The sequence below is a fragment of the Haloarcula argentinensis DSM 12282 genome (genome assembly GCA_000336895.1).
Lineage (GTDB): Archaea > Halobacteriota > Halobacteria > Halobacteriales > Haloarculaceae > Haloarcula > Haloarcula argentinensis.
On sequence record AOLX01000017.1, the window covers coordinates 347,939 to 368,386 of the forward strand.

General features: G+C 62.1%; 27 protein-coding genes. 14 read left to right on the forward strand and 13 right to left on the reverse strand.

Translation table 11 applies throughout. The features are described 5' to 3' along the window. The first annotated feature begins 3 nt into the window (after positions 1-3). Genes C443_RS10715 through C443_RS10735 form a run of 5 tightly spaced genes read left to right on the forward strand, consistent with a single transcriptional unit; the run spans position 4 to position 4,332 of the window. Positions 4-942, forward strand: a complete 939-nt coding sequence (locus C443_RS10715; RefSeq protein WP_049944021.1) for an ABC transporter permease subunit — start codon at positions 4-6, stop codon at positions 940-942. Next, entirely contained in the window at positions 939-2,153 is a 1,215-nt protein-coding gene (locus C443_RS10720; protein ID WP_005536254.1) for a branched-chain amino acid ABC transporter permease, read from the forward strand. Before C443_RS10715 ends, C443_RS10720 begins: the two co-directional genes overlap by 4 nt. Beyond that, positions 2,150-2,908 (forward strand): ABC transporter ATP-binding protein, encoded by a 759-nt coding sequence (locus C443_RS10725; RefSeq protein WP_005536255.1) that lies wholly within the window; start codon positions 2,150-2,152, stop codon positions 2,906-2,908. Before C443_RS10720 ends, C443_RS10725 begins: the two co-directional genes overlap by 4 nt. After that, positions 2,905-3,648, forward strand: a complete 744-nt coding sequence (locus C443_RS10730; protein ID WP_005536256.1) for an ABC transporter ATP-binding protein — start codon at positions 2,905-2,907, stop codon at positions 3,646-3,648. Before C443_RS10725 ends, C443_RS10730 begins: the two co-directional genes overlap by 4 nt. Further along, complete coding sequence (locus tag C443_RS10735) at positions 3,649-4,332, forward strand: thioredoxin family protein (RefSeq protein WP_005536257.1); 684 nt, start codon at positions 3,649-3,651, stop codon at positions 4,330-4,332. Positions 4,333-4,340: 8 nt separating this feature from the next. On the opposite strand, the gene C443_RS10740 is transcribed toward C443_RS10735, so the two are convergent. The 3 genes from C443_RS10740 to C443_RS10750 all read right to left on the reverse strand — a co-directional run bounded on the left by C443_RS10740 (position 4,341) and on the right by C443_RS10750 (position 6,886). Then, a complete protein-coding gene (locus tag C443_RS10740; RefSeq protein ID WP_004594022.1) occupies positions 4,341-4,739 on the reverse strand; it encodes a universal stress protein in 399 nt (132 codons plus the stop codon). A gap of 108 nt (positions 4,740-4,847) precedes the next feature. Further along, positions 4,848-6,257 (reverse strand): signal recognition particle protein Srp54, encoded by a 1,410-nt coding sequence (locus C443_RS10745; RefSeq protein ID WP_005536260.1) that lies wholly within the window; start codon positions 6,255-6,257, stop codon positions 4,848-4,850. Between the two features lie 116 nt (positions 6,258-6,373). Next, the gene (locus C443_RS10750) at positions 6,374-6,886 is read right to left on the reverse strand and encodes a hypothetical protein (protein WP_005536263.1); all 513 of its coding nucleotides are present in this window, start codon (positions 6,884-6,886) and stop codon (positions 6,374-6,376) included. Positions 6,887-7,064: 178 nt separating this feature from the next. Between C443_RS10750 and C443_RS10755 the strand changes: the two genes are divergently transcribed. Genes C443_RS10755 through C443_RS10765 form a run of 3 tightly spaced genes read left to right on the forward strand, consistent with a single transcriptional unit; the run spans position 7,065 to position 9,100 of the window. Continuing rightward, positions 7,065-7,973 carry an AEC family transporter gene (locus tag C443_RS10755; RefSeq protein WP_005536265.1) on the forward strand — a complete coding sequence of 303 codons (909 nt, stop codon included), beginning with the start codon at positions 7,065-7,067 and terminating at the stop codon, positions 7,971-7,973. A gap of 48 nt (positions 7,974-8,021) precedes the next feature. Next, entirely contained in the window at positions 8,022-8,396 is a 375-nt protein-coding gene (locus C443_RS10760) for a cupin domain-containing protein (RefSeq protein ID WP_049944007.1), read from the forward strand. A 53-nt stretch (positions 8,397-8,449) separates the two neighbouring features. Next, positions 8,450-9,100 carry a bifunctional 4-hydroxy-2-oxoglutarate aldolase/2-dehydro-3-deoxy-phosphogluconate aldolase gene (locus C443_RS10765; RefSeq protein ID WP_005536270.1) on the forward strand — a complete coding sequence of 217 codons (651 nt, stop codon included), beginning with the start codon at positions 8,450-8,452 and terminating at the stop codon, positions 9,098-9,100. A gap of 51 nt (positions 9,101-9,151) precedes the next feature. Here C443_RS10765 and C443_RS10770 read toward each other — a convergent pair whose 3' ends face one another. The 7 genes from C443_RS10770 to C443_RS10800 all read right to left on the reverse strand — a co-directional run bounded on the left by C443_RS10770 (position 9,152) and on the right by C443_RS10800 (position 14,131). Continuing rightward, a complete protein-coding gene (locus tag C443_RS10770) occupies positions 9,152-9,673 on the reverse strand; it encodes a hypothetical protein (protein ID WP_005536272.1) in 522 nt (173 codons plus the stop codon). A gap of 863 nt (positions 9,674-10,536) precedes the next feature. Next, a complete protein-coding gene (ftsY, locus tag C443_RS10775; protein WP_005536273.1) occupies positions 10,537-11,826 on the reverse strand; it encodes a signal recognition particle-docking protein FtsY in 1,290 nt (429 codons plus the stop codon). A gap of 6 nt (positions 11,827-11,832) precedes the next feature. Then, a complete protein-coding gene (gene pfdA, locus C443_RS10780; RefSeq protein ID WP_188852004.1) occupies positions 11,833-12,294 on the reverse strand; it encodes a prefoldin subunit alpha in 462 nt (153 codons plus the stop codon). Then, on the reverse strand, positions 12,291-12,464 hold the full coding sequence (rpl18a, locus tag C443_RS10785; protein WP_004594032.1) for a 50S ribosomal protein L18Ae: 174 nt from the start codon (positions 12,462-12,464) through the stop codon (positions 12,291-12,293). Before rpl18a ends, pfdA begins: the two co-directional genes overlap by 4 nt. Before the next feature lie 568 nt (positions 12,465-13,032). Further along, positions 13,033-13,698 carry a translation initiation factor IF-6 gene (locus C443_RS10790; RefSeq protein WP_005536280.1) on the reverse strand — a complete coding sequence of 222 codons (666 nt, stop codon included), beginning with the start codon at positions 13,696-13,698 and terminating at the stop codon, positions 13,033-13,035. Positions 13,699-13,700: 2 nt separating this feature from the next. Continuing rightward, positions 13,701-13,979, reverse strand: a complete 279-nt coding sequence (locus C443_RS10795) for a 50S ribosomal protein L31e (protein WP_004518347.1) — start codon at positions 13,977-13,979, stop codon at positions 13,701-13,703. Further along, positions 13,979-14,131, reverse strand: coding sequence for a 50S ribosomal protein L39e (locus C443_RS10800; protein ID WP_004518346.1), 153 nt, complete (start codon positions 14,129-14,131; stop codon positions 13,979-13,981). Before C443_RS10800 ends, C443_RS10795 begins: the two co-directional genes overlap by 1 nt. 186 nt (positions 14,132-14,317) lie before the next feature. Here C443_RS10800 and C443_RS10805 point away from each other — a divergent pair, with 186 nt between their 5' ends. Next, positions 14,318-14,770 (forward strand): hypothetical protein, encoded by a 453-nt coding sequence (locus C443_RS10805; RefSeq protein ID WP_005536286.1) that lies wholly within the window; start codon positions 14,318-14,320, stop codon positions 14,768-14,770. On the opposite strand, the gene C443_RS10810 is transcribed toward C443_RS10805, so the two are convergent. The 3 genes from C443_RS10810 to C443_RS22135 form a co-directional block, all read right to left on the reverse strand. Further along, positions 14,767-15,579: a ZIP family metal transporter gene (locus C443_RS10810; protein ID WP_005536287.1), complete on the reverse strand. Its 813-nt coding sequence runs from the start codon at positions 15,577-15,579 to the stop codon at positions 14,767-14,769. The two genes, C443_RS10805 and C443_RS10810, sit on opposite strands and share 4 nt — an antisense overlap. A 256-nt stretch (positions 15,580-15,835) precedes the next feature. Continuing rightward, positions 15,836-16,399: an RNA 2',3'-cyclic phosphodiesterase gene (gene thpR, locus C443_RS10815; protein WP_005536288.1), complete on the reverse strand. Its 564-nt coding sequence runs from the start codon at positions 16,397-16,399 to the stop codon at positions 15,836-15,838. Positions 16,400-16,594: 195 nt separating this feature from the next. Next, the gene (locus tag C443_RS22135) at positions 16,595-16,840 is read right to left on the reverse strand and encodes a hypothetical protein (protein WP_005536289.1); all 246 of its coding nucleotides are present in this window, start codon (positions 16,838-16,840) and stop codon (positions 16,595-16,597) included. An 84-nt stretch (positions 16,841-16,924) separates the two neighbouring features. Between C443_RS22135 and C443_RS10825 the strand changes: the two genes are divergently transcribed. The 5 genes from C443_RS10825 (at position 16,925) to C443_RS10845 (ending at position 20,445) form a co-directional block, all read left to right on the forward strand. After that, complete coding sequence (locus C443_RS10825) at positions 16,925-17,653, forward strand: tetratricopeptide repeat protein (protein ID WP_005536290.1); 729 nt, start codon at positions 16,925-16,927, stop codon at positions 17,651-17,653. Next, a complete protein-coding gene (locus C443_RS10830; protein ID WP_004594041.1) occupies positions 17,650-17,940 on the forward strand; it encodes a DUF424 domain-containing protein in 291 nt (96 codons plus the stop codon). Before C443_RS10825 ends, C443_RS10830 begins: the two co-directional genes overlap by 4 nt. A gap of 64 nt (positions 17,941-18,004) precedes the next feature. Next, positions 18,005-18,463, forward strand: coding sequence for a hypothetical protein (locus C443_RS10835; protein WP_005536292.1), 459 nt, complete (start codon positions 18,005-18,007; stop codon positions 18,461-18,463). 83 nt (positions 18,464-18,546) lie between these two features. Further along, the gene (locus C443_RS10840) at positions 18,547-19,794 is read left to right on the forward strand and encodes an aminotransferase class V-fold PLP-dependent enzyme (RefSeq protein WP_005536294.1); all 1,248 of its coding nucleotides are present in this window, start codon (positions 18,547-18,549) and stop codon (positions 19,792-19,794) included. Between the two features lie 111 nt (positions 19,795-19,905). Next, a complete protein-coding gene (locus C443_RS10845) occupies positions 19,906-20,445 on the forward strand; it encodes a cupin domain-containing protein (protein ID WP_005536296.1) in 540 nt (179 codons plus the stop codon). Positions 20,446-20,448: the final 3 nt, after the last annotated feature.

The window sequence follows — 20,448 nt, forward strand, 5'->3', positions numbered from 1 at the left end:
GACGTGACGCTACTCGCAGATATCCTCACGATCTTACTGAATGGGTTGCAACAGGGCGCAATCTACGTCCTACTCGCGGTCGGGCTATCGATTATCCTTGGGACACTGAAGTTCGTCAACTTCGCCCACGGAGCACTGTACCTCGTCGGCGCGTATCTCGGGCTGTTTATCACGGCGCAGGTCCCGCTGAACGACGGCCAACTGGTGGAATGGGGTATCCAGTCGTACGGCATCGGACTGGGGTTCATCGCCGCACTGGTCATCGTGCCGATTGTCGTATTCATTATCGGACTGCTGATGGAGCGGTTCATCGCACAGGCGTTTTACGACCGCCCCGATACCGACCAGATTCTCGTGACGTTCGGGCTCGCAATCATCGTTCAGGAACTGCTCCGGGCGATGCTCGGCGGGAACAGCCAGCCGTTCCCACAACCCTCGTGGGCATCCGGTCCAATCGCGCTACCCGTGGTCGGAAACTTCCCGCGCTGGCGACTTGGCGTCATCGCGATTACCGCAGTCCTCGTCCTAGGCGTGTACGCACTCGTCGAGTACACTGACTTCGGCCTCATCGTCCAGGCCGGTACCCTTGACGGCGAGATGGTTCGACTGCTCGGGATCAAACTGAGCCGCCCGTACCTCGTCGTGTTCGGCATCGGTGCCGCACTCGCCGGCGTGGCCGGCGTCGTCGGTGGCCCGCTTGCGAACGTCAACCCCAACATCGGGACTGAACAGTTAGTGCCAGCGTTTCTGACCGTCGTCATCGGCGGCGTCGGGAAGATAGAAGGGGCCGTGGTAGCCGGGCTAATGCTCGGCACGCTGCAGGTATTTCTCATCCAGACCGGCTACGCCGCTTGGAGCCAGGTCGGCATCTACGCGCTCGCAGCGCTAGTCCTGCTGGTGCGTCCACAGGGGCTGCTGGGCTCGGAGGTGGATGTCTCGTGAGCGACGAACCGCGTAACGCAACTGCTACGGCAGCGACCGACGCGGATGCAGAGGTCACCGGTGGCTTCGCCGATCGCTGGGCTAGCTTCCGCGACCGGGAGATATCGACAGTCCTGCTCACCGTCGTTGGTGTGGCTGTCTTCCCATTCCTGTTCAACAATTTCCTCGATGGCTACACGCAGCTGGCGACGCTCATGCTCATCTACGGCATCTTCGCCGTCGGCTTCGACATCCTGCTTGGCTACACCGGCCTGCTGTCGTTCGGTCACGCCGTCTTCTTCGGTGGCGCAGCGTACGCCGCCGGCATCTTCAGCGCGAGTGTCAGTAGCTCGCCGCTGCTCGTGTTGTTCGCCGGCACGGCGTTTGCAGTACTGATGGCGTGGATCGTCGGCTTCCTGTCGCTACGCCGTGGCGGGATTTACTTCGCGATCCTGACGTTGACGTTCGGCCAGATGTCGTTCTACCTGGCGGCCTCGCCGCTGGCCTTCCTCACCAACGGTGAGAACGGCTTCACCTCTGTTGACATTGGCCACCTGCTGGGCGTTATCGACATCCATGGCGGGGTCCCGTTCCCGCTAACGATGCTGGTCGACAACATGCTGTACGTGTTCGTCGCCGTCGTGACGGTGCTGTCAGTCGCGATGGCGAACCGTATCCTGCACTCGCCGTACGGAACCGTGTTCCGCGCTATTCGGGAGAACGAGCGGCGTGCGGAGTTCGTCGGGCTGGACGTCTGGCGGTACAAGCTGATGGCGTTCATCATCTCGGCGGCCTTCGCTGGCATCGCCGGGAGCCTGTTCACTATCGAGGGGAACTACGTGCCTCTGCAGTCGCTGTACTGGACCGAGTCCGGTCGTATCGTCATCATGACTGTGCTCGGCGGTGTTGGCTCGCTATTCGGGCCGCTGTTCGGTGCTGGGCTGTACCTGTACATCGAGAACATCGTCAGCGGGTTCGAGACTCTCGGCCCGTTCTGGCACCTCATTCTCGGCATCGTGTTCGTCGTCGCTGTCATCCTCTTCCCCAATGGGATCTGGGGCGGCGTCGAGTACGGTCAAGACCGGACTATGGCGGCGATACGGTTTACCCGGGAAAACGGTATCAAGGCCGCACTGCGGTATGCGCTTGATCTGACCGTTCAGAAGGTCAAAGCTGTCATTCAAAAGATCAGATCCGTACCAGCCCGGCTTTTCGGAGGTGAGGGCAAATGAAGGTCCTCAAAACAGAACAGCTCACTAAGCAGTTCGGCGGTCTCACGGCCGTTGATGAGGTCGATCTGGAGATAGAACAGGGCGAAGGCGTGAGCCTCATCGGCCCCAACGGCGCGGGGAAATCGACGTTCATCAACCTCGTCACCAGGCGGCTCGAACCGAGCTACGGCGAGATCGCGTTCCAAGGGAATTCCATCATCGGGATGGACCCGCACGAGGTCGTCCAGCGAGGGATGAGCAAATCCTTCCAGACGGCCTCTATCTTCCCAGAACTAACCGTCAAGGAGAACGCGACCATCGCGGCGCTGGCAGCCGAGCACGGTTCGTTTCGGTTCAATTTCTTCCGGAATCAGAACAGCTACCCGGCGGTCGATGAACTGGCGAACGAGGTCCTCGAGTCGGTCGGTCTGTACGACGAGCGGGAGAACCAGGCCGATAGTCTCGACTACGGGAACAAGCGCCGGCTCGAACTCGGCATCGCGCTGGCCGCCGAACCGGACATGCTACTGATGGACGAGCCGACGGCGGGAATGTCACCCGACGAGACGAAATCGACCGTCGACCTCATCAAGCGGGTCAAAGAGGAACTCGACCTGACATTCCTGCTTGTCGAACACGACATGGAGATCGTCTTCGACATCTCCGACCGCATCGTCGTCCTCAACCGTGGGTCAGTTATCGCAGAGGGGACGCCGACAGAGGTACAGAACGACCCCGCTGTGCAGGAAGCGTATCTCGGAGGTGTCGAGGAATGACGCTGCTCGACGTAGACAACATCAACGGCTACTACGGCGAGAGCCACATCATTCAGGACGTGTCGATGAGCGTCGACGACGGCGAAATCACGGCCCTGCTGGGCCGTAACGGCGCGGGGAAAACATCGACACTCCGGTGTATTTCCGGGGCGACGCCGCCCGATGTCCGGAGCGGCACGATCCAGTTCGACGAGACGGACATCACCAACGACCCGCCGGAGGACATCGCTGTCCGCGGCATCTCACTGGTCCCGGAGGAACGGCGCGTGTTCACTGACCTGACCGTCGCCGAGAACCTCCACCTCGCGGACACCGTCCGCAACAAATCGAACACCTGGCGGCGGAAGCTCGATTTCCGCGACGAAGGGATGTCGACGGAAGAGATCTACGAGTACTTCCCGAGACTCGACGAACGGCGGTCACAGAAGGCCGGCACGCTCTCCGGCGGCGAACAGCAGATGCTCGCCATCGCCCGCGCACTCCACCAGAGCACCGACCTGTTGATGCTCGATGAACCGTACGAGGGGCTGGCACCACAGATCATCGAGTCCGTCGAGAACGCCATCGAACGCATCAGCGAGGACGGGACGACGATACTGCTGGTCGAGCAAAACGCCGTGGCGGCGATGAAGATCGCCGACCGGTGTTACGTGCTGGATCGCGGGCAAGTGGTCTTCGAGGGGCCCGCCGAGGAACTACAGAACGATCAAGAGACCCGCGACAAGTACCTAGGTGTCTGAATGTCGGAAACACAATCTCCTGAAGCACTGCTGGACGCACTGGAGTCAGAAGGTGTCGTCGTCATCGACGCGGAAACGGACGAGGTCAGCACGACGGAAGCTTTCGAGGCTGACCGCGAGGTGTACTACGACACCTACGTGACGATGGGCGACGCGGAGTTCCACGAGTCCGTCGCCGAGGTGTTCGGCCTCGATTCGGCCGCCGAAGCGGCCGAACGGGTCGACGAACTCGACGTATCGCGCGAGGAATTCGCCACGTTCCTGACCCTGCGGTCGAACGTCGACGGCTCCTACACAACCGTGGAGCTGACGACGATGGCACAGATGGCGACCGAACTGGGGCCGGAGACGCCAGTCCCCGACGGAGTCGAACATCTCGACGACGACAGCTACGAGGCTTTCGTCAACGCCCACGACCGGTGTGTCGTCACCGTGTGGAAACTGTTCTGTGAACCCTGCGAAGCGATGAAAGCGGAGTTAGACGACGTTCTGGCCGCGTTCCCGGACGGTGTCCCGGTCGGTGGCCTCGCCGGCGAGCGGTCCCCGGAGTTCTGTCAGTCGGTCGGGGTCAACGCGGCCCCCGCCATCGTGCTGTTCGAGGATGGCGAGCCCGTCGAGCGGATCACCGGGCGGACAGACCCGTCGCCGCTCGCGGAACGGGTCGAAGAAGTGTACGGCGTCTGACTGCGGCGTTACTCTTCTTCGCCGCTGCAGACTAGCACGGAGCGGTCGGTACCGAGAATCACACTCTGTGTAACGCTTCCGAACAGGACCTTGCCCGTCGGCGTCCGCTTGCGTCCGGCGACAACAATCATGTCGGCATCCTGCTCGTCAGCCAGCCGGAGGATTGCGTCGGCCGGTTCGCCGCTTGACTCTTCCAGCGCCACCTCGACGCCAGCGTCCTCGAGGACTTCTCGTGCCCGGCGCACGGAGGCCACCTGATCGACGGACGCGCCTTCGGGGTTTTCCTCGAAGTCGTGTAGCAGCGTGACACGGACCTGGCTGGCGTCCATCGGAACTTCGGTTATCGCTTCCGCGATGGCGGTCCCACGAGCCTCACTTTTGTCTATCCCAGCGACAATTTCGTACATGCTCGCTTCATCCGTAGGACGGGCCAACCCTTAGTTCTGGCCCGGATTTCGAATATAAATCATCAAAATCACACCGGGTATCACAGCTCGCGGATCGACACAGCGGCGTCAGTCGCCGAACGGCCCCATACCGCCGCCACCCATACCGCCCATGCCGCCACCGCCGCCACCGCCCTGCTGCATCTGTTTCATCATCCGCTCCATGTCGCCGTCGCCCATGCCCTGGAACTGCTTGAGCATCTGCTCCATCTGCTTGTGCTGCTGGAGGAGTTCACGCACCCGCTCCTCGGGCTTGCCGGACCCGCGGCAGATGCGCTTGGTGCGGGACTGGCCGACGACGCGGGGGTTCTCCAGTTCCTCCTCGGTCATCGAGTCCATGATGACATCGAAGTCCCGCATCCGCTCCTGAGTCACGTCCATCGCGTCGTCGGGGAGCTGATCCATCAGCCCGCCGCCTAGGCCGGGGATCATGTCCATCACCTGATCCAGCGGCCCCATGTTGTTCATCGTCTGCATCTGCTTGCGCATGTCCTTGAGGGTGAACTTCCCCTCCATCATGTCCTCGGGGTCCCAGTCCTCTTCGTCGCCTTCCTGCGTTTCCTCCATTGCGCGCTCGACGCGCTCGGTGAGCTGTTTGAGGTCGCCCATCCCGAGCAGGCGCGAGATGAACCCGGAGGGCTCGAACCGCTCGATGTCTTTGACCGTCTCCCCGGAGCCGAGGAAGGCGATGGTAGAGTCGGTCTCGTTGACCGCAGCGAGCGCGCCCCCACCTTTCGCCGTCCCGTCTAGCTTCGTGATGACGACACCGTCGATACCGATGGCTTCCTCGAAGTCGGCGGCCTGGCTCTTGGCGCTCTGGCCCATCGCCGCGTCCAGCACGAGCAGGTCCCGGTCGGGCTGGACCTCCTGCTCGATGCGTTCGATCTGCTCGATAAGCTCCTCGTTCAGGCCGTCACGGCCTGCCGTGTCGACGATGCGAACGTCCGCGCTCTCCGTCGCTTCCAGCCCATCGCGGGCGATCTTCACGGGGTCGTCCTCGTCGGGGTCGCCGTAGAAGTCCACCTCGGCGCGCTCGGCCATCTCCTTGGACTGGTCGTACGCACCGGGCCGGTCCGTGTCAGTCTGGATGATGGCCGGTCGGAGCCCTTTCGTCGAGAACCACCACGCCATCTTCGCGGCCGTCGTCGTCTTCCCTGATCCGTACAGGCCGGCGAGCATGATGGTCTGCTCTTCCAGCGGAAGTTCAGTCGACTCGCCGACGAGGTCGACCAGTTCCTCGTAGACGATCCGCAGGACCCAGTCCCGCGGAGTTGTCCCTGCCGGCGGCTCCTCATCCAGCGCGCGTGTTTCGATACTGTCGGAGAGGTCCTGTACGAGCCCGACATCCACGTCGGCCTGCAACAGCGACCGCTGAATCTCCTTGACGATGTCCTCGATGTCTTCCTCAGAGAGCCGGGACTTCCCCCGGAGGTCGTCGAGTGTCCCCCGGAGTGAACTCCCAAGATCGTCGAGTACCATTGTTAGCGCGAGATACGCGACGGTGCGGGTAAAGGCTTGTTGTCATGCGCCCGGCCCCCTGAACAGTCTGGAGCCGCGGGCTGACAGCAGTCAGAGAAAGTGGTTGTAGGAAGCCGCTATGCGCGACCGTTCAGCGGGCAGACGAAGAAGTCGGGTGGGCCGAAGCCGGGACGACCGAGAGTGACATTGATGTAGTCTTTGTCTAAGATATCGCTATCGCTTGTCAGCGGTGCATCGTCATTGAACGCCCCGATGTCAGTCACCGCTGCTGAGAAATGCGTCCACTGCCCACCGTTCCAGTCTCGGTCACCAGGTGCTGACTCGGAGACGAACGGTGAGAGTTGGTCGGCGCTCACCTTCTCGTTAGCCACGATCGGCCCGTTTCCGTCATGGAGGAAGTAGATTTTGTCCTCCGGGTCGGGACGCTCGTCGAGAACGTTCACAACGTTTGTCCGCCAGAGTACGTCGTTCGCATAGACACGACCGAACTCTTTCCCCGCACCGCGTTCATCGCCGTTTCCAGGGTTCGCTGCAGTTGCTCCAGTCACAGACAGCCCAGTACCTGCGACGCCGAGGGCTGCTGTTGTCCGGAGAACCTGTCGCCGTGTCGGTTGTTCGCTTCTAGTCATTGTACTTCGGAGGCCTTCGCCGCCTCCAACAGTCACCAGGGAGAGGGCTATTGAGAAGATTTTTCAGATATCCTTCAAAATCAGTCCCAATTCTCTGTGAACTCTCTCCAGATTCTCCACTGATACTGTTTCTGCCCGTGGCGAAAGGGTCAAAAAGACGAACCGATTGGGGACCAACATGGCCGTTCTCGGGCAGCTCGGATTCATGGTCGCCTTTCTCTCGGCCGGCGTCGCCGCCGGCCACTTCGGGTTGTTGACCGAGCGACGGACAGAGGTCCTCACCACACTTGTCTTTACTGTCGCGCTGCCGGCGCTCATATTCCGGTCCACGTACGACCGCCCGTTACAAGAGATCGTCTCACCGGCGCTACTCGGGGGGTTCTGGGCTGTCATCGCGCTGACGATAGCGCTGGGCTGGCTCGTCCATCGACGGCTGGATTCCGCCGACCGCCGCAGCGTCTCCGTCGTCCAGTCGTATCACAGCAACATGGGGTTTCTCGGGCTGCCGCTCGTGGCGGCGACGATGGGCAGCGAAGCGACAGCCGTCGCCAGCGTCATCCTCGGTATCGGCGCGGTGACCCACGTCCCGGTGACGGTGTTCCTGCTGGTCCGCATCAACGGGAGCGACGCCTCGCTGCTGGGTGAGTGCAAGAAGCTCGTGACAAATCCGGTACTCATCGCACTGGTGGCCGGCATCACAGCCTCAGTCCTGTCGCTGTCCGTTCCGGAGCCACTCGTCGGTGCGCTCGGCCCGCCGGCTGAACTGGCGCTGCCGGTCGCCCTGCTGTGTATCGGTGCGACGCTCGACACGGACCTCCCGGTGTCGGATCTCCAAAAGACCGTCAGCGTCGTCGGGCTGAAGGTACTGTGGATGCCGGCGCTGGCGTGGCTGGTGTACTCCTCGTTGTCGATGGACGCGACAGCGCTGGGTGCGGCAGTCGTGATGCTCGGCACACCGACAGCGGTGTCGACGTACGTCTACACGACGGAACTCGGCGGCGACGCCGCCTTTGCCTCGCTGAACGTCTTTACGTCGACAGTGGTCTCCATCGGAACGCTGTCGCTCCTCGTCTGGCTGTTCACCTGACGCCCCGCCGTGGTCACGCTTTTGCCCGCCGACGCCCCCACCGACGATATGGGCTATCACCAGATCGATCCGCAGGACCTGTCTGAAACCCAGGACTACCCCTGTGACCGGCACGGCATCTCCGACGCCGCCGAACTCCACGCGCTCCACGCGGCCACCTACGAGATGGCACCCGGCGAGGACCTCTCGCGGGCCTATCACTACCACGAGACGCGAGAGGAACTGTTCTACGTACTCGACGGCACGCTTCACGTCGAAACGCCCGACGCGGAGTACGTCGTCTCGGCCAGCGAGGCGTTCATCGCCGAACCGGAAAGCCCACACCGCGCGCACAACCCGGCTGACGCCGACGAATCAGTTACTGTGCTGGGCGTCGGCGCACCACCGACTGACATCGCGCGCCCGTACGACCCGGACGCGTAGCGTGGTCCGGCGGTTCAGACACGCTTTTCAGCCACCCCGTCACAGTTGCGCCCATGACGAGCAAACAGGCGGTACAACAGGAACTGGTCGACAGCGGAGTCACGGCAGTCCTGCGCGGAATTCCCGAGGACAAGATGGTCGACGTGGCGACAGCCGTCCACGAGGGCGGCGTCACGGCGCTGGAACTGACGGCCGACGCGAAGCGCTGCTCGGATATGATTGCCGCCGTCGACAAGGCGCTCGACGACACCGGTGCCATCATCGGGGCCGGCACGGTCATGGATGCCGCTGCCGCCCGAAACGTCATCGAGGCTGGCGCGGAGTTCGTTCTCGCACCGAACCTCAACGAAGAGGTCATTGACGTGTGCAACCGCGAGGGGGTCCTCGCAATCCCTGGCGTCATGACGCCAACGGAGGCCGCCGACGCGATGGAAGCGGGCGCGGACATCCTAAAGATGTTCCCGGCGAAAACGGTCGGCCCGGCCCACATCGGCGCGCTGCAGGGTCCGCTCGGCGACGTCCCGATTATGCCGACCGGTGGCGTCTCGACCGACAACGTCGACGAGTTCTTCGACGCCGGTGCGGTCGCCGTCGGCGCGGGCTCGGCGCTAGTCAACTACGAGGCCATCGAGAACGACGACATGGACGGCGTCCGCGAACAGGCCGCGGCGTTCGTCGACGCCGTCGAGGCCGCCCGAGAGTAACAACAAACTCACCCGGCCGGTGCGAAAAAGATCTGGTACGGCGCCAGCGACTTATGATTCGGTTTCGTTCGCGGTCGTTTCGTTGCCTGTCTCGGTCCCGGCCGTACCGGTCTCATTGCCGGGTAGTTCAGTTTCGTTGCTAGGGACTTCGGTTTCGTTACCGGACATGTCCGTTTCGTTGCCCGGAATATCTGTCTCGTTGCCAGGCGTTTCAGTTTCGTTGCCCGGTACTTCAGTCTCATTGCCTGGTAGATCTGTTTCAGTATCCGGCATCTCGGTCTTGTTCCCGGGAACATCGGTTTCGTTCTCGCCGAGTTCCGTCTCGGTATCCATTCCGGTTTCGGCCTCAGTTTCGGAGGCAGTCTCAGTCTCCATCGCCGGTTCTGTATCGTCGGCCGTCATCGCGTCAGTCTCTTCGGCCGTGGGCGTGCCCGGGGCTTCCGCACCGCCGTCGCCGTCGGTCTCCATAGTGCCGTTCCCGCCGCTACCGCCAGTGTCACTACAGCCAGCGAGCGCCACGAGTGCGCCGCCTGCGATCTTGATAACGTTTCGTCGAGATGTCAGTCGTCCCATAGCGTTTGCCCGAAGACTACCAAGGCAATTTATGAATGACCTGCTAAGTGTCTGACAGAGCGGATTAGCCACACCCGAAGGTGTGCTGATTCGCAAAACAATCGGTTTCAGACCCTGATTAGTTCGAATCCAGTATTTCGACCGGTTCACAAGTGGTTCTGCGCTTCGATCGCCCGAACTTCGACGTGCCGCGGTGTGGTTCGATACGCGGGTTATAATTATGCACACTGTTCCCGAGCGGTTATCGAGTACATAGGTATGTGCGTCCCAGGTTGCACTAGCCTGCTCTGGGCCGTGAGTCACACACCCGCACCGGTGTCAAAACCCGCTCAATCTCAGTTTAGCAACGTAATAACCCGTGAACGGTCAGTGCCTGCATCAGTCCCCATACGTTCAGGAACTCCCGCAGCCGCAACTGTCGTCACCGTCGCCTAAAACACGGGGACTCGGCTCAGCCCCGTTAGTTACGAGCCGTGGCTTGTCAACAGGGAGATGACGGTCACTCGGAAACGGCTCAATGAGTTCGGGTGCGACATCAGCCGGCGCGACTTGCCGACAGTTGCGTCCGTCAGACATCGCTGTTTCCCCCGTTTACGACATCCCCAGAAACGTCGCGTCGTTCGATTGTATACATTGGTATCACGCTACAATATTGCGTAAATCAGTGATGAGCAGCGATCGACTTCAACGCGCTCCTCTCGGCGAAAACGACCACACCTCCGCCGATGTGGTGATATTTGCTGCATCGTACGCAGTGCAGTCCCTCGAGAGCGCGCGACTACGCCGGGTTTTCCACAATAAGGGTCAGCAATAGCTGCTCATAGCCCAGGAATTGCGGCAATAATAACCTCGAAGTCCGGACCTTATTCGCCGATGAGGCTGTCGACGATTTCCTCGGGGTCGAATGGTTCGAGGTCGTCGTAGTCCTGGCCGGTCCCCAGGAAGAGAATTGGCTTCCCCGTGACGTGAGCGACGGAGATCGCCGCGCCACCCTGCGGATCGGCGTCGGCCTTCGTCAGGATCGCACCGTCTATCTCGGCGGCGTCGTTGAACTCGCGCGCCCGGTTGACGGCGTCCTGACCCGCGACCGCCTCGTCCACGAACAGCGTCATGTCCGGATCGATGTTACGGTCGATCTTCTCCAGTTGGGCCATCAAGTCATCCGAGGTGTGGAGTCGGCCGGCCGTATCGCCCAGTACCACGTCGATGTCGTTGGCCTTGGCGTACTCGACGGCGTCGTAGACGACTGCCGTCGGGTCCGATCCTTGCTCGTGGGTGATGATCTTCTTGTCGAGGTTCTCGGCGTGTTTCTCCAATTGCTCGTTCGCGCCGGCGCGGTAGGTGTCGCCGTTGGCGAGCACCGTCGAGAGTCCGCGCTCCTCGAAATACTGCGCGAGTTTCGCAATCGAGGTCGTCTTCCCGACGCCGTTGACGCCGGTGAATACGATGGTGACCGGCTTATCGGCCTGCTGGACACGCTCGTCGAAGTCGAACTGGCCGACGTTGATGACGTCGTACAGCGACTCCCGGAGCGCGTCCCGAACGAGGTTGCCGGTGCTGGAGAGCCGTCGGCGGGTCTGTCCCGTGAGGTTCTCCTTGACGCCGTCGAGAATCTCGTTGGCGACGCTCATCTCCACGTCGCTCGACAGCAGCGCCAGTTCGAGGTCGTCGAGGTGGCTCTGCAGGTCCTCCTCCTCGATGACCGTCTTCCCGGTCGCCATGAGCTTCGCCTTCGCGGCGAGGCCGCGGCCACCGTCGTCTTCGTCAGACTCCGGCTCGGCTTCGGACGCCGAGTCCGCCACGGTCTCCGCAGCATCGTCCGACTGTGAATCTGCGTCGGGGACTGCCTCCCCGTCTTCGACTGCCGCAGACGACGCTGTGGCTGACTCATCTATCGCCCCGGAGTCGGCGGCTGACGGTTCAGAGCCAGTCCCGGACTGATCGTCCGTGGCTGCTGGCGTCGCCGCCTGCGTATCGCCTTCGGACGGCTGCGCGTCCGTCGCGGGCTCGGCATCAGTCGCCTGATCGGCCGGCACTTCCCCATCTGCCTCGTCGGCGTCCGGTTCTTCCTCCGCTTCGAGTGCCTCCTCGTCGACGTCCTCCTCGACGTCGCTCGTGAACCCGCTGAGTTTGTCCTTCAGTCCGTCGAACATGCGGCCTTACTCGTCTTCCTGCTCTTGCTGTTGCATCATCTGCTGCATCTGCTGCTGTTGCATCTGCTGGGCCTGCTGTTCGAGCTCTTCCATCTCGGTCTCGACTTCGGCCTTCTCTTCCTGCAGGTCGCTGATGTGGTCGTCCAGCGTCTCCTTCTTGGTTTCCAGCGTGCTGACAGCGCCGTCCTGCTCGCGCTCTGCGGAGTAGCCGCCACCGAGGGAGACGACGACCTCGTCGATGTCCTCGATAGTCGCGCGGATGTAGGCGTCGCCGCCGAGCGGGACCTGCACCGTGGAACCGGAGTCGAGCGTCTCGATGGCCTCGATGGCCTCGTCGATATCAGTCTGCTTCTCGCGGAGGCGTTCGATCTCCTCGTCGATGGCCTCGACTTCCTGCTCCATCTGCTCGATCTCCTGTGCGACCTGCTGCATCTGACCGCCGCCGCCACCGCCGCCACCGCCCATCATGCTGCCACCTCCTCGATCGTGATCTGCGTGCGCTTGAGGTTGTGCTGGGAGCCGAAGTCGCTGTAAACGCGCTCCTCAGCGACGTTCTCGTTTGGCGCGTCGACCTCCTTCTCGAACTGTTGTGGGCCGTCTCGGGCCGGGAAACTACCGCGAACAGTGTACGTGCTCATACACGCAGGTGCGGGCAGGGCAGGGAAGTATCTTCCCCTTCCGCCTTTTTCCAGAGACACAGCGATCCACGACAGAGCCGAGCAATACTCACCGCTATTCGGACCGGTCCAGTGGCATCCGAGCCAGCCAGAAACAGATGATTCAGCACCTATTCGCCGGGTTCTGGTGCGTACACCATATCGCCGCCACACTCCGGACAGGATGGGCGGAGTACACCTGTCGAGTAGTCACACTTCCGGCAGACGAGACTGTTCTGGTCTTCCGCGGGTGGTGTTCGCTGGACCATGTATAATATTTGGGAACACACCATATTATTCTTTGACACGAGTTGTCATGGTCACTCACCCCGGCGGATTTGCCGGGGCGCCACGTACGTCGAGACATGAGCGAAACGACCTACCGGTGTGAGTGCGGTGCGACGCTGCGGTTCAGGCAGGATTTGACGCTGGAGCGCGGTGGGACCAGCCGGTCCTGGACGTGTGGAGACTGCGGACTACCCGTTCCGGGCGTGGTGGCGGAGAAGCTCAGCCACCAGCATCCGTCCTGAGCGGTGACAGAGAAATCGCGTCAGTCGATGTAGCCGAGCGCCTGATCGATACGGCCCAGTTCCGGTCCGGAGGTGTCCGAACCGCAGACGTAGCCGTGGTCGTTGGCGAGCAGCCCGGAACCGACGAGCGGACCACCGTAGTTGATGGTCCCGATGTCGGCCGGCACGTCGAGGATATCCTCAAGTGCGTCAAGCTCGCCGTCCGTGGCCTTCGGATGGCAGAGCACGCCCTTGTTGGTGGCCACGGCAGCGGTCCCGACGGTCGTGACACCGGCGATGACGCCGCGTTCGACGGGCACGTCCAGCCCGTCCCTGATTGCCTGCACGGCGTCTCTGGGGAGGTCAGGGTGGACGTATGCGCCGTAGTCGTTACAGCAGACGACGTTGCCGGCGGCGTTGATTCGGCCGGGGAGCCGCGTCACGGGCACGTCGACGACGTCCTGAATCCGTTCGATTTCGGTTTCGCGGACGCGTTCGGAGACGACCAGCCCGTTCTCGTTGCCGGTCGCGAGCGCGCCGACAGTTCCGGAACGGCCAACAGTGGTCGGCACAGCCGGAACATCGAGTTCGTCGCTCAGGTCGTCGAGCAGCGATTCGTCTAAGTCTGGGCGAACCAGCACGCAGTCGTCGGTCGCACGGGCGAACACACCCACGTACGACGACCCGGAGAAAGCCGCGCGGAGCAACGTTACTCTGCGGTCTCTGCTTCGACGATGGCTTCGCCCTCTTCCTCGAAGCGGGCGGCGCGAACACGGATCTTGCTCGGCGTGTTGGCGCGACCGCGGGCCCAGGCCGCCTCGTTGATCGAGGGGTCGAGGCGGACGGCGTCCTCGTCGACAGAGAAGTGTTTGGCGAGGTGCTCGCGGATGAGGATCATCGCCTTGTCTGCGCGCTTGTGGTTCGGTTCAGCTCGCGCGTCTCGGAGCGGGACGGTGACGACACGCTCCTCGAAGTCACTGGCGCTCATTATTCGTCAGTGTCGTTGCGCCGCCAGTGGCGTCGTTTGTGGTTGCGCTGGACTTCGCGGTCCGTCTTGAGCATGACCCAGGCCGGGACTCGACTGTTCTGGTTGTCGAGTTTGGCCAGTCGCTTCTTCGTAGCCTTCGATTTCTTACCCATGGTATGGTGATTGTTCCGCGCCGTGGTTTAAATTCCTTCCTTTTCGAGCCGGTCACGGCCCGTTATCAGCGGCTATAACTGCGGACGTAGAACTAAGTAGTCCGTGGCCCTGACTATCAATGGATGAAGCGCCGGAGATTCCTCCAGACACTGGGTGTCGGTGCAACAGCTGTCGGCTCCGGTTGCATGGGTGGGGGCGGTGAGGTCGTCGTCAGCGTGCAACAGGACGTCAGAGTCAACCCGCACGAAGCGTGGATCAAGGAGGAAATTCCAGACGTATCCGACCCCGGCGGTGAGCTACAGTATATCGTCAAAGCAGACATCCCGTTCAGCGTGTACTTTTTCACTGACCGCAAGCGGTTCGAGCAGTACGACACGTTCATCAAGGGTCGGAAGCCCGACGAGACACCGCCGGGGAACCCCGAGTTCAGCCAGACAGCGGTCCAACCAAAGGGGTCGGATATTTATCGGGCATCGACGGACGACAGCGGCGCGCGGGAGTCACTGGACGAGTCGGGGCCGTACTTCTTCGCCGTCGACCACTCGAACTACCGGATGGAGACCCGTGTTGATGACTACGGCGACCCGCTGAAGGCCTTTGTCGACCTCACCGTCATCCGGAACAAGCTCCCCTTCTAAACGAACGCCAGCGGCACCATCGCCAATACGCCGACAGCGACCCCTGCGAGTAGTTCACGTTTGCCCCCACCCGGCAAGCCGTCCCCGTACTCCAGCGCCTCGGGGACGAACTCTGTGAGTACGAGGTACACCATCGCCCCGGCGGCGAAGCCGAAGCCGAACGGGAGGAACGCCTTCGCCAGCGTGACGAAGTAATACGCGATAACGGCCCCGACCGGCTGGGGCAGCGAGGAGAACACCGCCCACCAGACCATCTTCCACTCGCTGACACCCAGCGAACGGAGTGGGATAGCGATAGCAGTGCCTTCCGGAATATTGTGGATGGAAATAGCGACCGTCATGAACACCGCAAGCAGCGGGACAGACACGCCGATGATGCCGACAGCGGAGTCGGGCGTGGCCGACTCCAACCCGAGTTCAGCGAAGGAGACGCCGACGGCGACGCCCTCCGGGAAGCTATGGACAGTCAGAATGCCCAGAATCAGCAGCAGCTTGGTGAAATCCGCCTGTTCGAACTGCTTGGGCGACTGGTCGAAATCGTCTAACAGTTCGTGTGCTACAGCGACGAGCGCGACCCCAGCCAGAATACCGGGGACCATCAGCACTGGCGATCCGTAGGCCAGCCCCTCCCGGACGAGTCCGAACAACGAGGCGGCGACCATGATCCCCGAGGCGAGTCCCCACAGCAGGACGTTCCATCGGTCGGAGAACTCGTCGATCAAAAAGAACGGAATCGCACCGAGGCCGGTGGCGAGTGCCGTGAGCAACCCCGCGACAAACACGAAAGCAACGTTCTCAACGGCGACCATATCGGTCCTACGCTGCTCGGACCGATAAAAATTGTCACTAACCTGATTTGTTTTGGTCGGCCTAAACGGACTGCCAGTACGCCGTACGGAGTTATACAGGTGCCTAATTCATGCCCTCAGTGCGAATCCCAGCCAAGACTACGACACTCCCGACACCCCCAAACAGTTTCTAACAATATTCTATCATTAAATGGCCGTCAGCACCGACGCATAGAACTCGCACCGACAGCAATCGCCTGGCTGTAACGGTACACACTCACAGCGACACCGAGTCGACGGTCCGGTATGTCGGTCCGTCGGGACCCAGTTCGCTCTCTTTCAGCCTGATTTCCGCGACCCGTAGGCGCCCCACGGCAGGATCGTCGTTCTCGACGACGTGCTGTACAGTCTCCTTGCCGCCGGCGTGGTCCATTCTGGCGATGGTCGCGTGCGGCGTGAACCTGTGGTCCTCCGGGTCGAACCCCATCGCGACGGTCCGGTCTTCGATGGCTTCGTGCAGCGCGGTCAGTTCCGCATCACCCTGGCCGTCGTGGACGCCAATCCAGACGACGCTGATGTAGGACAGCGACGGAAAGACGCCGAGCCCGCCGAACTCAGCTTCGAACGGATCGACGCCGCTGTCTTCAACCGCGGTTTCGAGGGCGGCGACGACGTCGTCGATGCGATCCGAGTCGGTGTCACCGAGGAACTTCAGCGTGACGTGGGCCTGTCCGGAGTCAGTCAGCCGAAGCCCCGAGATACCATCGAAGCGCGCCTGTACGCTGGCAACCGCGTCTTCGAGTCCGTCCAGGTCGACGCTGACGAACAGGCGTTTGGCCATAGCTAGCGGTTCCGGTCGTGTCCGCAAGAAAGCTACGACTGGGTCAGTGGCTGCTGTGGTCCGGGACTGTATACCACCGCCAGAGGCTATGTCCGAGTCCCAGAGCGACCATTGCGACCGCGACGCCGAAGAGAGCGGGGATGGCGGTGTCGGGAAGTAGGCCGAGAGAGAGCCGGGCGAGGATGGCCCCCACAATCAGGAGCCTACCCGCGCACGTTCCCGAGGCGTCTCTGCCGGACTGGACACCCGCCGCCAGAACGCCGATAGCTGCGCGTCGTAGCGTCCGACGAGAGCCGCCAGAACGAGCGTCCCAGCAACGCCCGCTCCAACGGCAAGCAGTGACAGCGGGACCTCGTTCGAGGTGATAACAGCCCAGCCAGCGACCGCAAACACACCCCCGAAAAAGACAAGCAATGCGTCTACTGCCAGTGGGTCCCGCATACCCGAGAATTCGGTCGCAGGACACCTAAATCTTCACGAGCCGGGGACGTAGCCCTTAACCGGATTGGCCGTCAATCAAGAGGCATGACAGACCACGACGACGACCATTCCTTCTCCGAAGGGCAGGGGTTCGACGACCCATACGAGGGGTTCGATCTCGAACCGCCGGAGTTCGAGGTCGACCCGGACAAGGTCGACCCCGTCGACTCCCGTGTCGTCACTGACCTACTGGACCAGCGGAACATCTCCTCTGACGCCGTCGACCCCGGGCAACTGCTCGATGTCGGGCTGGAGTATATGCACATCAACCGCCACGAACAGGCCGCCGAGACGTTCGAGCGCGTCGCCCAGTACACGGACGACGACCGACTCAAGCAGGAGGCCTGGACGAACAAGGGTGCGGCCCACGCGGAACTCGAAGAGTGGGACGCCGCTATCGGCGCGTACAAGGAAGCCCTCAATTTCGACGAGGAATCCGACCACGCCGCCACAGCGGAGACGAACCTCGCATACGCGCTGTGGAAATCCGGCCGCTCCGAACAGGCGCTCGAACACGCCGAGCGCGCCGTCGAAATCGACCCCCGCTTCGGCGAGGGCTGGTACAACCGCGGCTTCTTCCTGCTCGAACGCGGGCTAGCTGACGAAGCTATCGACGCGTTCGACAACGCCGTCCGCCTCGGCTTCCGCAACGCCGACGTGCTCGAAGAGAAGGCCCGCGCCCTCGAAGAGGTCGGCGAGTTCGACCGCGCCGAGGAGCTGGCCGAGGAAGTCGACGAGATGCGCGAGGAGGCCGAACAGCAGTTGCTTGAATGATACTCAACGAACGCGACACCGACGAGGGGTTGCTCGTCTCCGTCTGTGACCCCGACATCATGGGCGAAACGTTCGAGAACGGCCCCGTATCGCTCACCGTCAACGAGGAGTTCTACGGAGGCGAAACGGCTACCGAAGACGAAATCGTCGATAGTCTCGCCCGCTGTTCGGTCGCCAACATTGTCGGTGACGACGCTGTCAACGTTGCCGTCGAGCACGGCTTCGTCGACGAGGAGAACGTCCTCGATCTGGGTGAGACGCGCCACGCGCAACTGCTCTGGATGTAACTGCGGTCGCTACTGCAAGCCCGACCCTGACAGTCTTTGCACACGCCCGTCGAGAGTGACACATATGTATTCTCGAGACCACGCCATCGTCTCTGCAGCCGTCGGGGCCGCCGGCGTCGCCGTTCTGCCGGTCCCGCTTCCCTGGTGGGCCGCCGTCGGCTACGCGGTCGTCGTCGGCGTTGCCATCGATTTCGACCACTTCGCCGTGGCTCGACTGGAGACCGGCGACTGGGCCGCGCTCCGGCGCTGCCTCCGCAATCCGAAGATCGCGGTGCTCGACCAAGACGAAATCTTCGGCCCGCAGGACCTCTGGCCACTCCAGCGGCTCCTCAGCCATCACCTCATCGGCGGTGTGGTTGTGTTCGGCCTCTGGCACGTCTCCGAGCCGCTGGCACTGTTTACTGCCGTCGTGCTGTACGCCCACGTTCTCGGCGATCTCGTCTGGGACAACTACCTACTGGAGACCTATCGGGAGCAACACGTGATGGCTGCCAAATCCGAATCCGACTCTGGCTCCGGATAGGTTGGGTCAGCGGTCGCTACCGGACGGAAGGAGTTCTAGGTGAACCGAAGGAATGTTGCCTGTTGAGCCCCTGAACAGAACTAATGGGACACGCTGAATCTGAACTACTGGACGTGGAACGTATCCGCGAGGATTTCCCCATCCTCCAGCGCGAGTTCGGCGGCGAGCAAGTGGTGTATCTCGACAACGCGGCCACCACGCAGACGCCCGAGCCGGTCGTCGAGACCATCGCCGACTACTACCGGACGACCAACGCCAACGTCCACCGCGGCCTCCACCAACTCAGTCAGGAGGCCAGCGTCGCCTACGAGGACGCCCACGACCGCGTCGCCGAGTTCATCGGCGCATCGGGCGAACGTGAGGAGATCATCTTCACCAAGAACACCACCGAAAGCGAGAACCTCGTCGCCTACGCCTGGGGCCTGAACGAACTTGGGCCGGAGGACGAGGTCGTGCTCACGGAGATGGAACACCACGCCTCACTCGTGACGTGGCAGCAAATCGCCAAGAAGACCGGTGCGACCTGTCGCTACATCAGCGTCGACGAGGACGGCACGCTCGATATGGACCACGCCCGGGAAATCATCACCGACGACACCGCGATGGTCAGCGTCGTCCACGTCTCGAACACGCTGGGGACGGTCAACCCCGTCTCGGAACTGGCGGATATCGCCCACGACCACGATTCGTATATCTTCGTCGACGGGGCGCAGTCGGTCCCAAACCGCCCGGTCGACGTGGAAGCTATCGACGCTGACTTCCTAGCCTTCTCAGGACACAAGATGGCCGGTCCGACCGGTATCGGCGTCCTCTACGGAAAGAAACACATTCTCGAGGAGATGGAGCCGTACCTCTACGGTGGCGAGATGATCAAGAAGGTCACCTTCGAGGACGCGTCCTGGAACGACCTCCCGTGGAAGTTCGAGGCTGGCACCCCGGTCATCTGTCAGGGCATCGCGCTCGCGGAGGCCTGTGACTACCTCGACGACATCGGCATGGAACGGATCCAGCGCCACGAGGAACAACTCGCCCAGTACACACTGGAACAGCTCCGTGAAGAGGGTGACGTGGAAACGTACGGTCCGTCCGTGGGAACAGAGCGCGGTGGCCTCGTCTCGTTCAACCTCGATTCGGTCCACGCCCACGACCTCTCCTCGATCCTCAACGACTCCGCCGTCGCCATCCGCGCTGGCGACCACTGCACGCAGCCGCTCCACGACAAAATGGGCGTCCCCGCCTCTGCGCGAGCCTCGTTCTACATCTACAACACGCGTGAGGAAGTGGACAAGCTCGTGTCGGCTATCGACGACGCCCGACAGCTGTTCGCGTAATCGGGCGCTCAGTCCCTATATCGGATGTAACTGGTGGTATTTTCAGTTGTAATATAGCGCCGATGTGCACGGCAGCTATATGACACTCCGCCGATAATTTTTGACAGGACGATGACTGATACCGATGAGACGGAGTCATCACTGACGCCGGAATCACTCGATTACACGCACCTCCCCGAGCAGACGATGTACAAGGTGTCGCTCGACGACGCCAGCCACTTCGAACAGGGCAGTGGCGACATCCGGACGTATCCGGTGTGTACCACGAACGAATTCAAGCTGCTGTACTTCGAGATGGACCCTGACGCGGTCATCGACTGGCACACGCACGCGCCCAGTTTCGACGAGGTGTGTCTGTGTCTCGATGGTGCCGCCAGATACACGCTGAAACGCGAAGACGGAAGCGAGCAGGTGCTCCGGGCTGAACCACGCGAGTTCGTCTATCTACCCGGTGGGGCCCGACACAAGATCGAGGCAGTGGGTGAAACCGGTCACGAGGGACTGGTCACAATGCCGCCGGACTCTGTCGGACGCCTCGAATTGCTTGACGGCGCTGAACCGTACCAGACAGACGACTGGCCGATTGCACTGTGGGTCGACCGGATCCGTGACGAGGTCGTCAAGAAGGACGAGAACGCCGTCACAGAGTAGATC

Bases quoted from the DNA above. Each gene is read 5' to 3' on its own strand.
- C443_RS10730 (WP_005536256.1), top strand. From the start codon at position 2,905: ATGACGCTGCTCGACGTAGACAACATCAACGGCTACTACGGCGAGAGC.
- C443_RS10725 (WP_005536255.1), top strand. From the start codon at position 2,150: ATGAAGGTCCTCAAAACAGAACAGCTCACTAAGCAGTTCGGCGGTCTC.
- C443_RS10845 (WP_005536296.1), top strand. From the start codon at position 19,906: ATGACTGATACCGATGAGACGGAGTCATCACTGACGCCGGAATCACTC.
- C443_RS10770 (WP_005536272.1), bottom strand. From the start codon at position 9,673: ATGGGACGACTGACATCTCGACGAAACGTTATCAAGATCGCAGGCGGC.
- rpl18a (WP_004594032.1), bottom strand. From the start codon at position 12,464: ATGAGCACGTACACTGTTCGCGGTAGTTTCCCGGCCCGAGACGGCCCA.
- ftsY (WP_005536273.1), bottom strand. From the start codon at position 11,826: ATGTTCGACGGACTGAAGGACAAACTCAGCGGGTTCACGAGCGACGTC.
- C443_RS10755 (WP_005536265.1), top strand. From the start codon at position 7,065: ATGGCCGTTCTCGGGCAGCTCGGATTCATGGTCGCCTTTCTCTCGGCC.
- C443_RS10745 (WP_005536260.1), bottom strand. From the start codon at position 6,257: ATGGTACTCGACGATCTTGGGAGTTCACTCCGGGGGACACTCGACGAC.
- C443_RS10750 (WP_005536263.1), bottom strand. From the start codon at position 6,886: ATGACTAGAAGCGAACAACCGACACGGCGACAGGTTCTCCGGACAACA.
- C443_RS10800 (WP_004518346.1), bottom strand. From the start codon at position 14,131: ATGGGTAAGAAATCGAAGGCTACGAAGAAGCGACTGGCCAAACTCGAC.
- C443_RS10810 (WP_005536287.1), bottom strand. From the start codon at position 15,579: ATGGTCGCCGTTGAGAACGTTGCTTTCGTGTTTGTCGCGGGGTTGCTC.
- C443_RS10835 (WP_005536292.1), top strand. From the start codon at position 18,005: ATGTATTCTCGAGACCACGCCATCGTCTCTGCAGCCGTCGGGGCCGCC.
- C443_RS10735 (WP_005536257.1), top strand. From the start codon at position 3,649: ATGTCGGAAACACAATCTCCTGAAGCACTGCTGGACGCACTGGAGTCA.
- C443_RS10805 (WP_005536286.1), top strand. From the start codon at position 14,318: ATGGGTGGGGGCGGTGAGGTCGTCGTCAGCGTGCAACAGGACGTCAGA.
- C443_RS10840 (WP_005536294.1), top strand. From the start codon at position 18,547: ATGGGACACGCTGAATCTGAACTACTGGACGTGGAACGTATCCGCGAG.
- thpR (WP_005536288.1), bottom strand. From the start codon at position 16,399: ATGGCCAAACGCCTGTTCGTCAGCGTCGACCTGGACGGACTCGAAGAC.
- C443_RS10825 (WP_005536290.1), top strand. From the start codon at position 16,925: ATGACAGACCACGACGACGACCATTCCTTCTCCGAAGGGCAGGGGTTC.
- pfdA (WP_188852004.1), bottom strand. From the start codon at position 12,294: ATGATGGGCGGTGGCGGCGGTGGCGGCGGCGGTCAGATGCAGCAGGTC.
- C443_RS10760 (WP_049944007.1), top strand. From the start codon at position 8,022: ATGGGCTATCACCAGATCGATCCGCAGGACCTGTCTGAAACCCAGGAC.
- C443_RS22135 (WP_005536289.1), bottom strand. From the start codon at position 16,840: ATGCGGGACCCACTGGCAGTAGACGCATTGCTTGTCTTTTTCGGGGGT.
- C443_RS10830 (WP_004594041.1), top strand. From the start codon at position 17,650: ATGATACTCAACGAACGCGACACCGACGAGGGGTTGCTCGTCTCCGTC.
- C443_RS10795 (WP_004518347.1), bottom strand. From the start codon at position 13,979: ATGAGCGCCAGTGACTTCGAGGAGCGTGTCGTCACCGTCCCGCTCCGA.
- C443_RS10765 (WP_005536270.1), top strand. From the start codon at position 8,450: ATGACGAGCAAACAGGCGGTACAACAGGAACTGGTCGACAGCGGAGTC.
- C443_RS10740 (WP_004594022.1), bottom strand. From the start codon at position 4,739: ATGTACGAAATTGTCGCTGGGATAGACAAAAGTGAGGCTCGTGGGACC.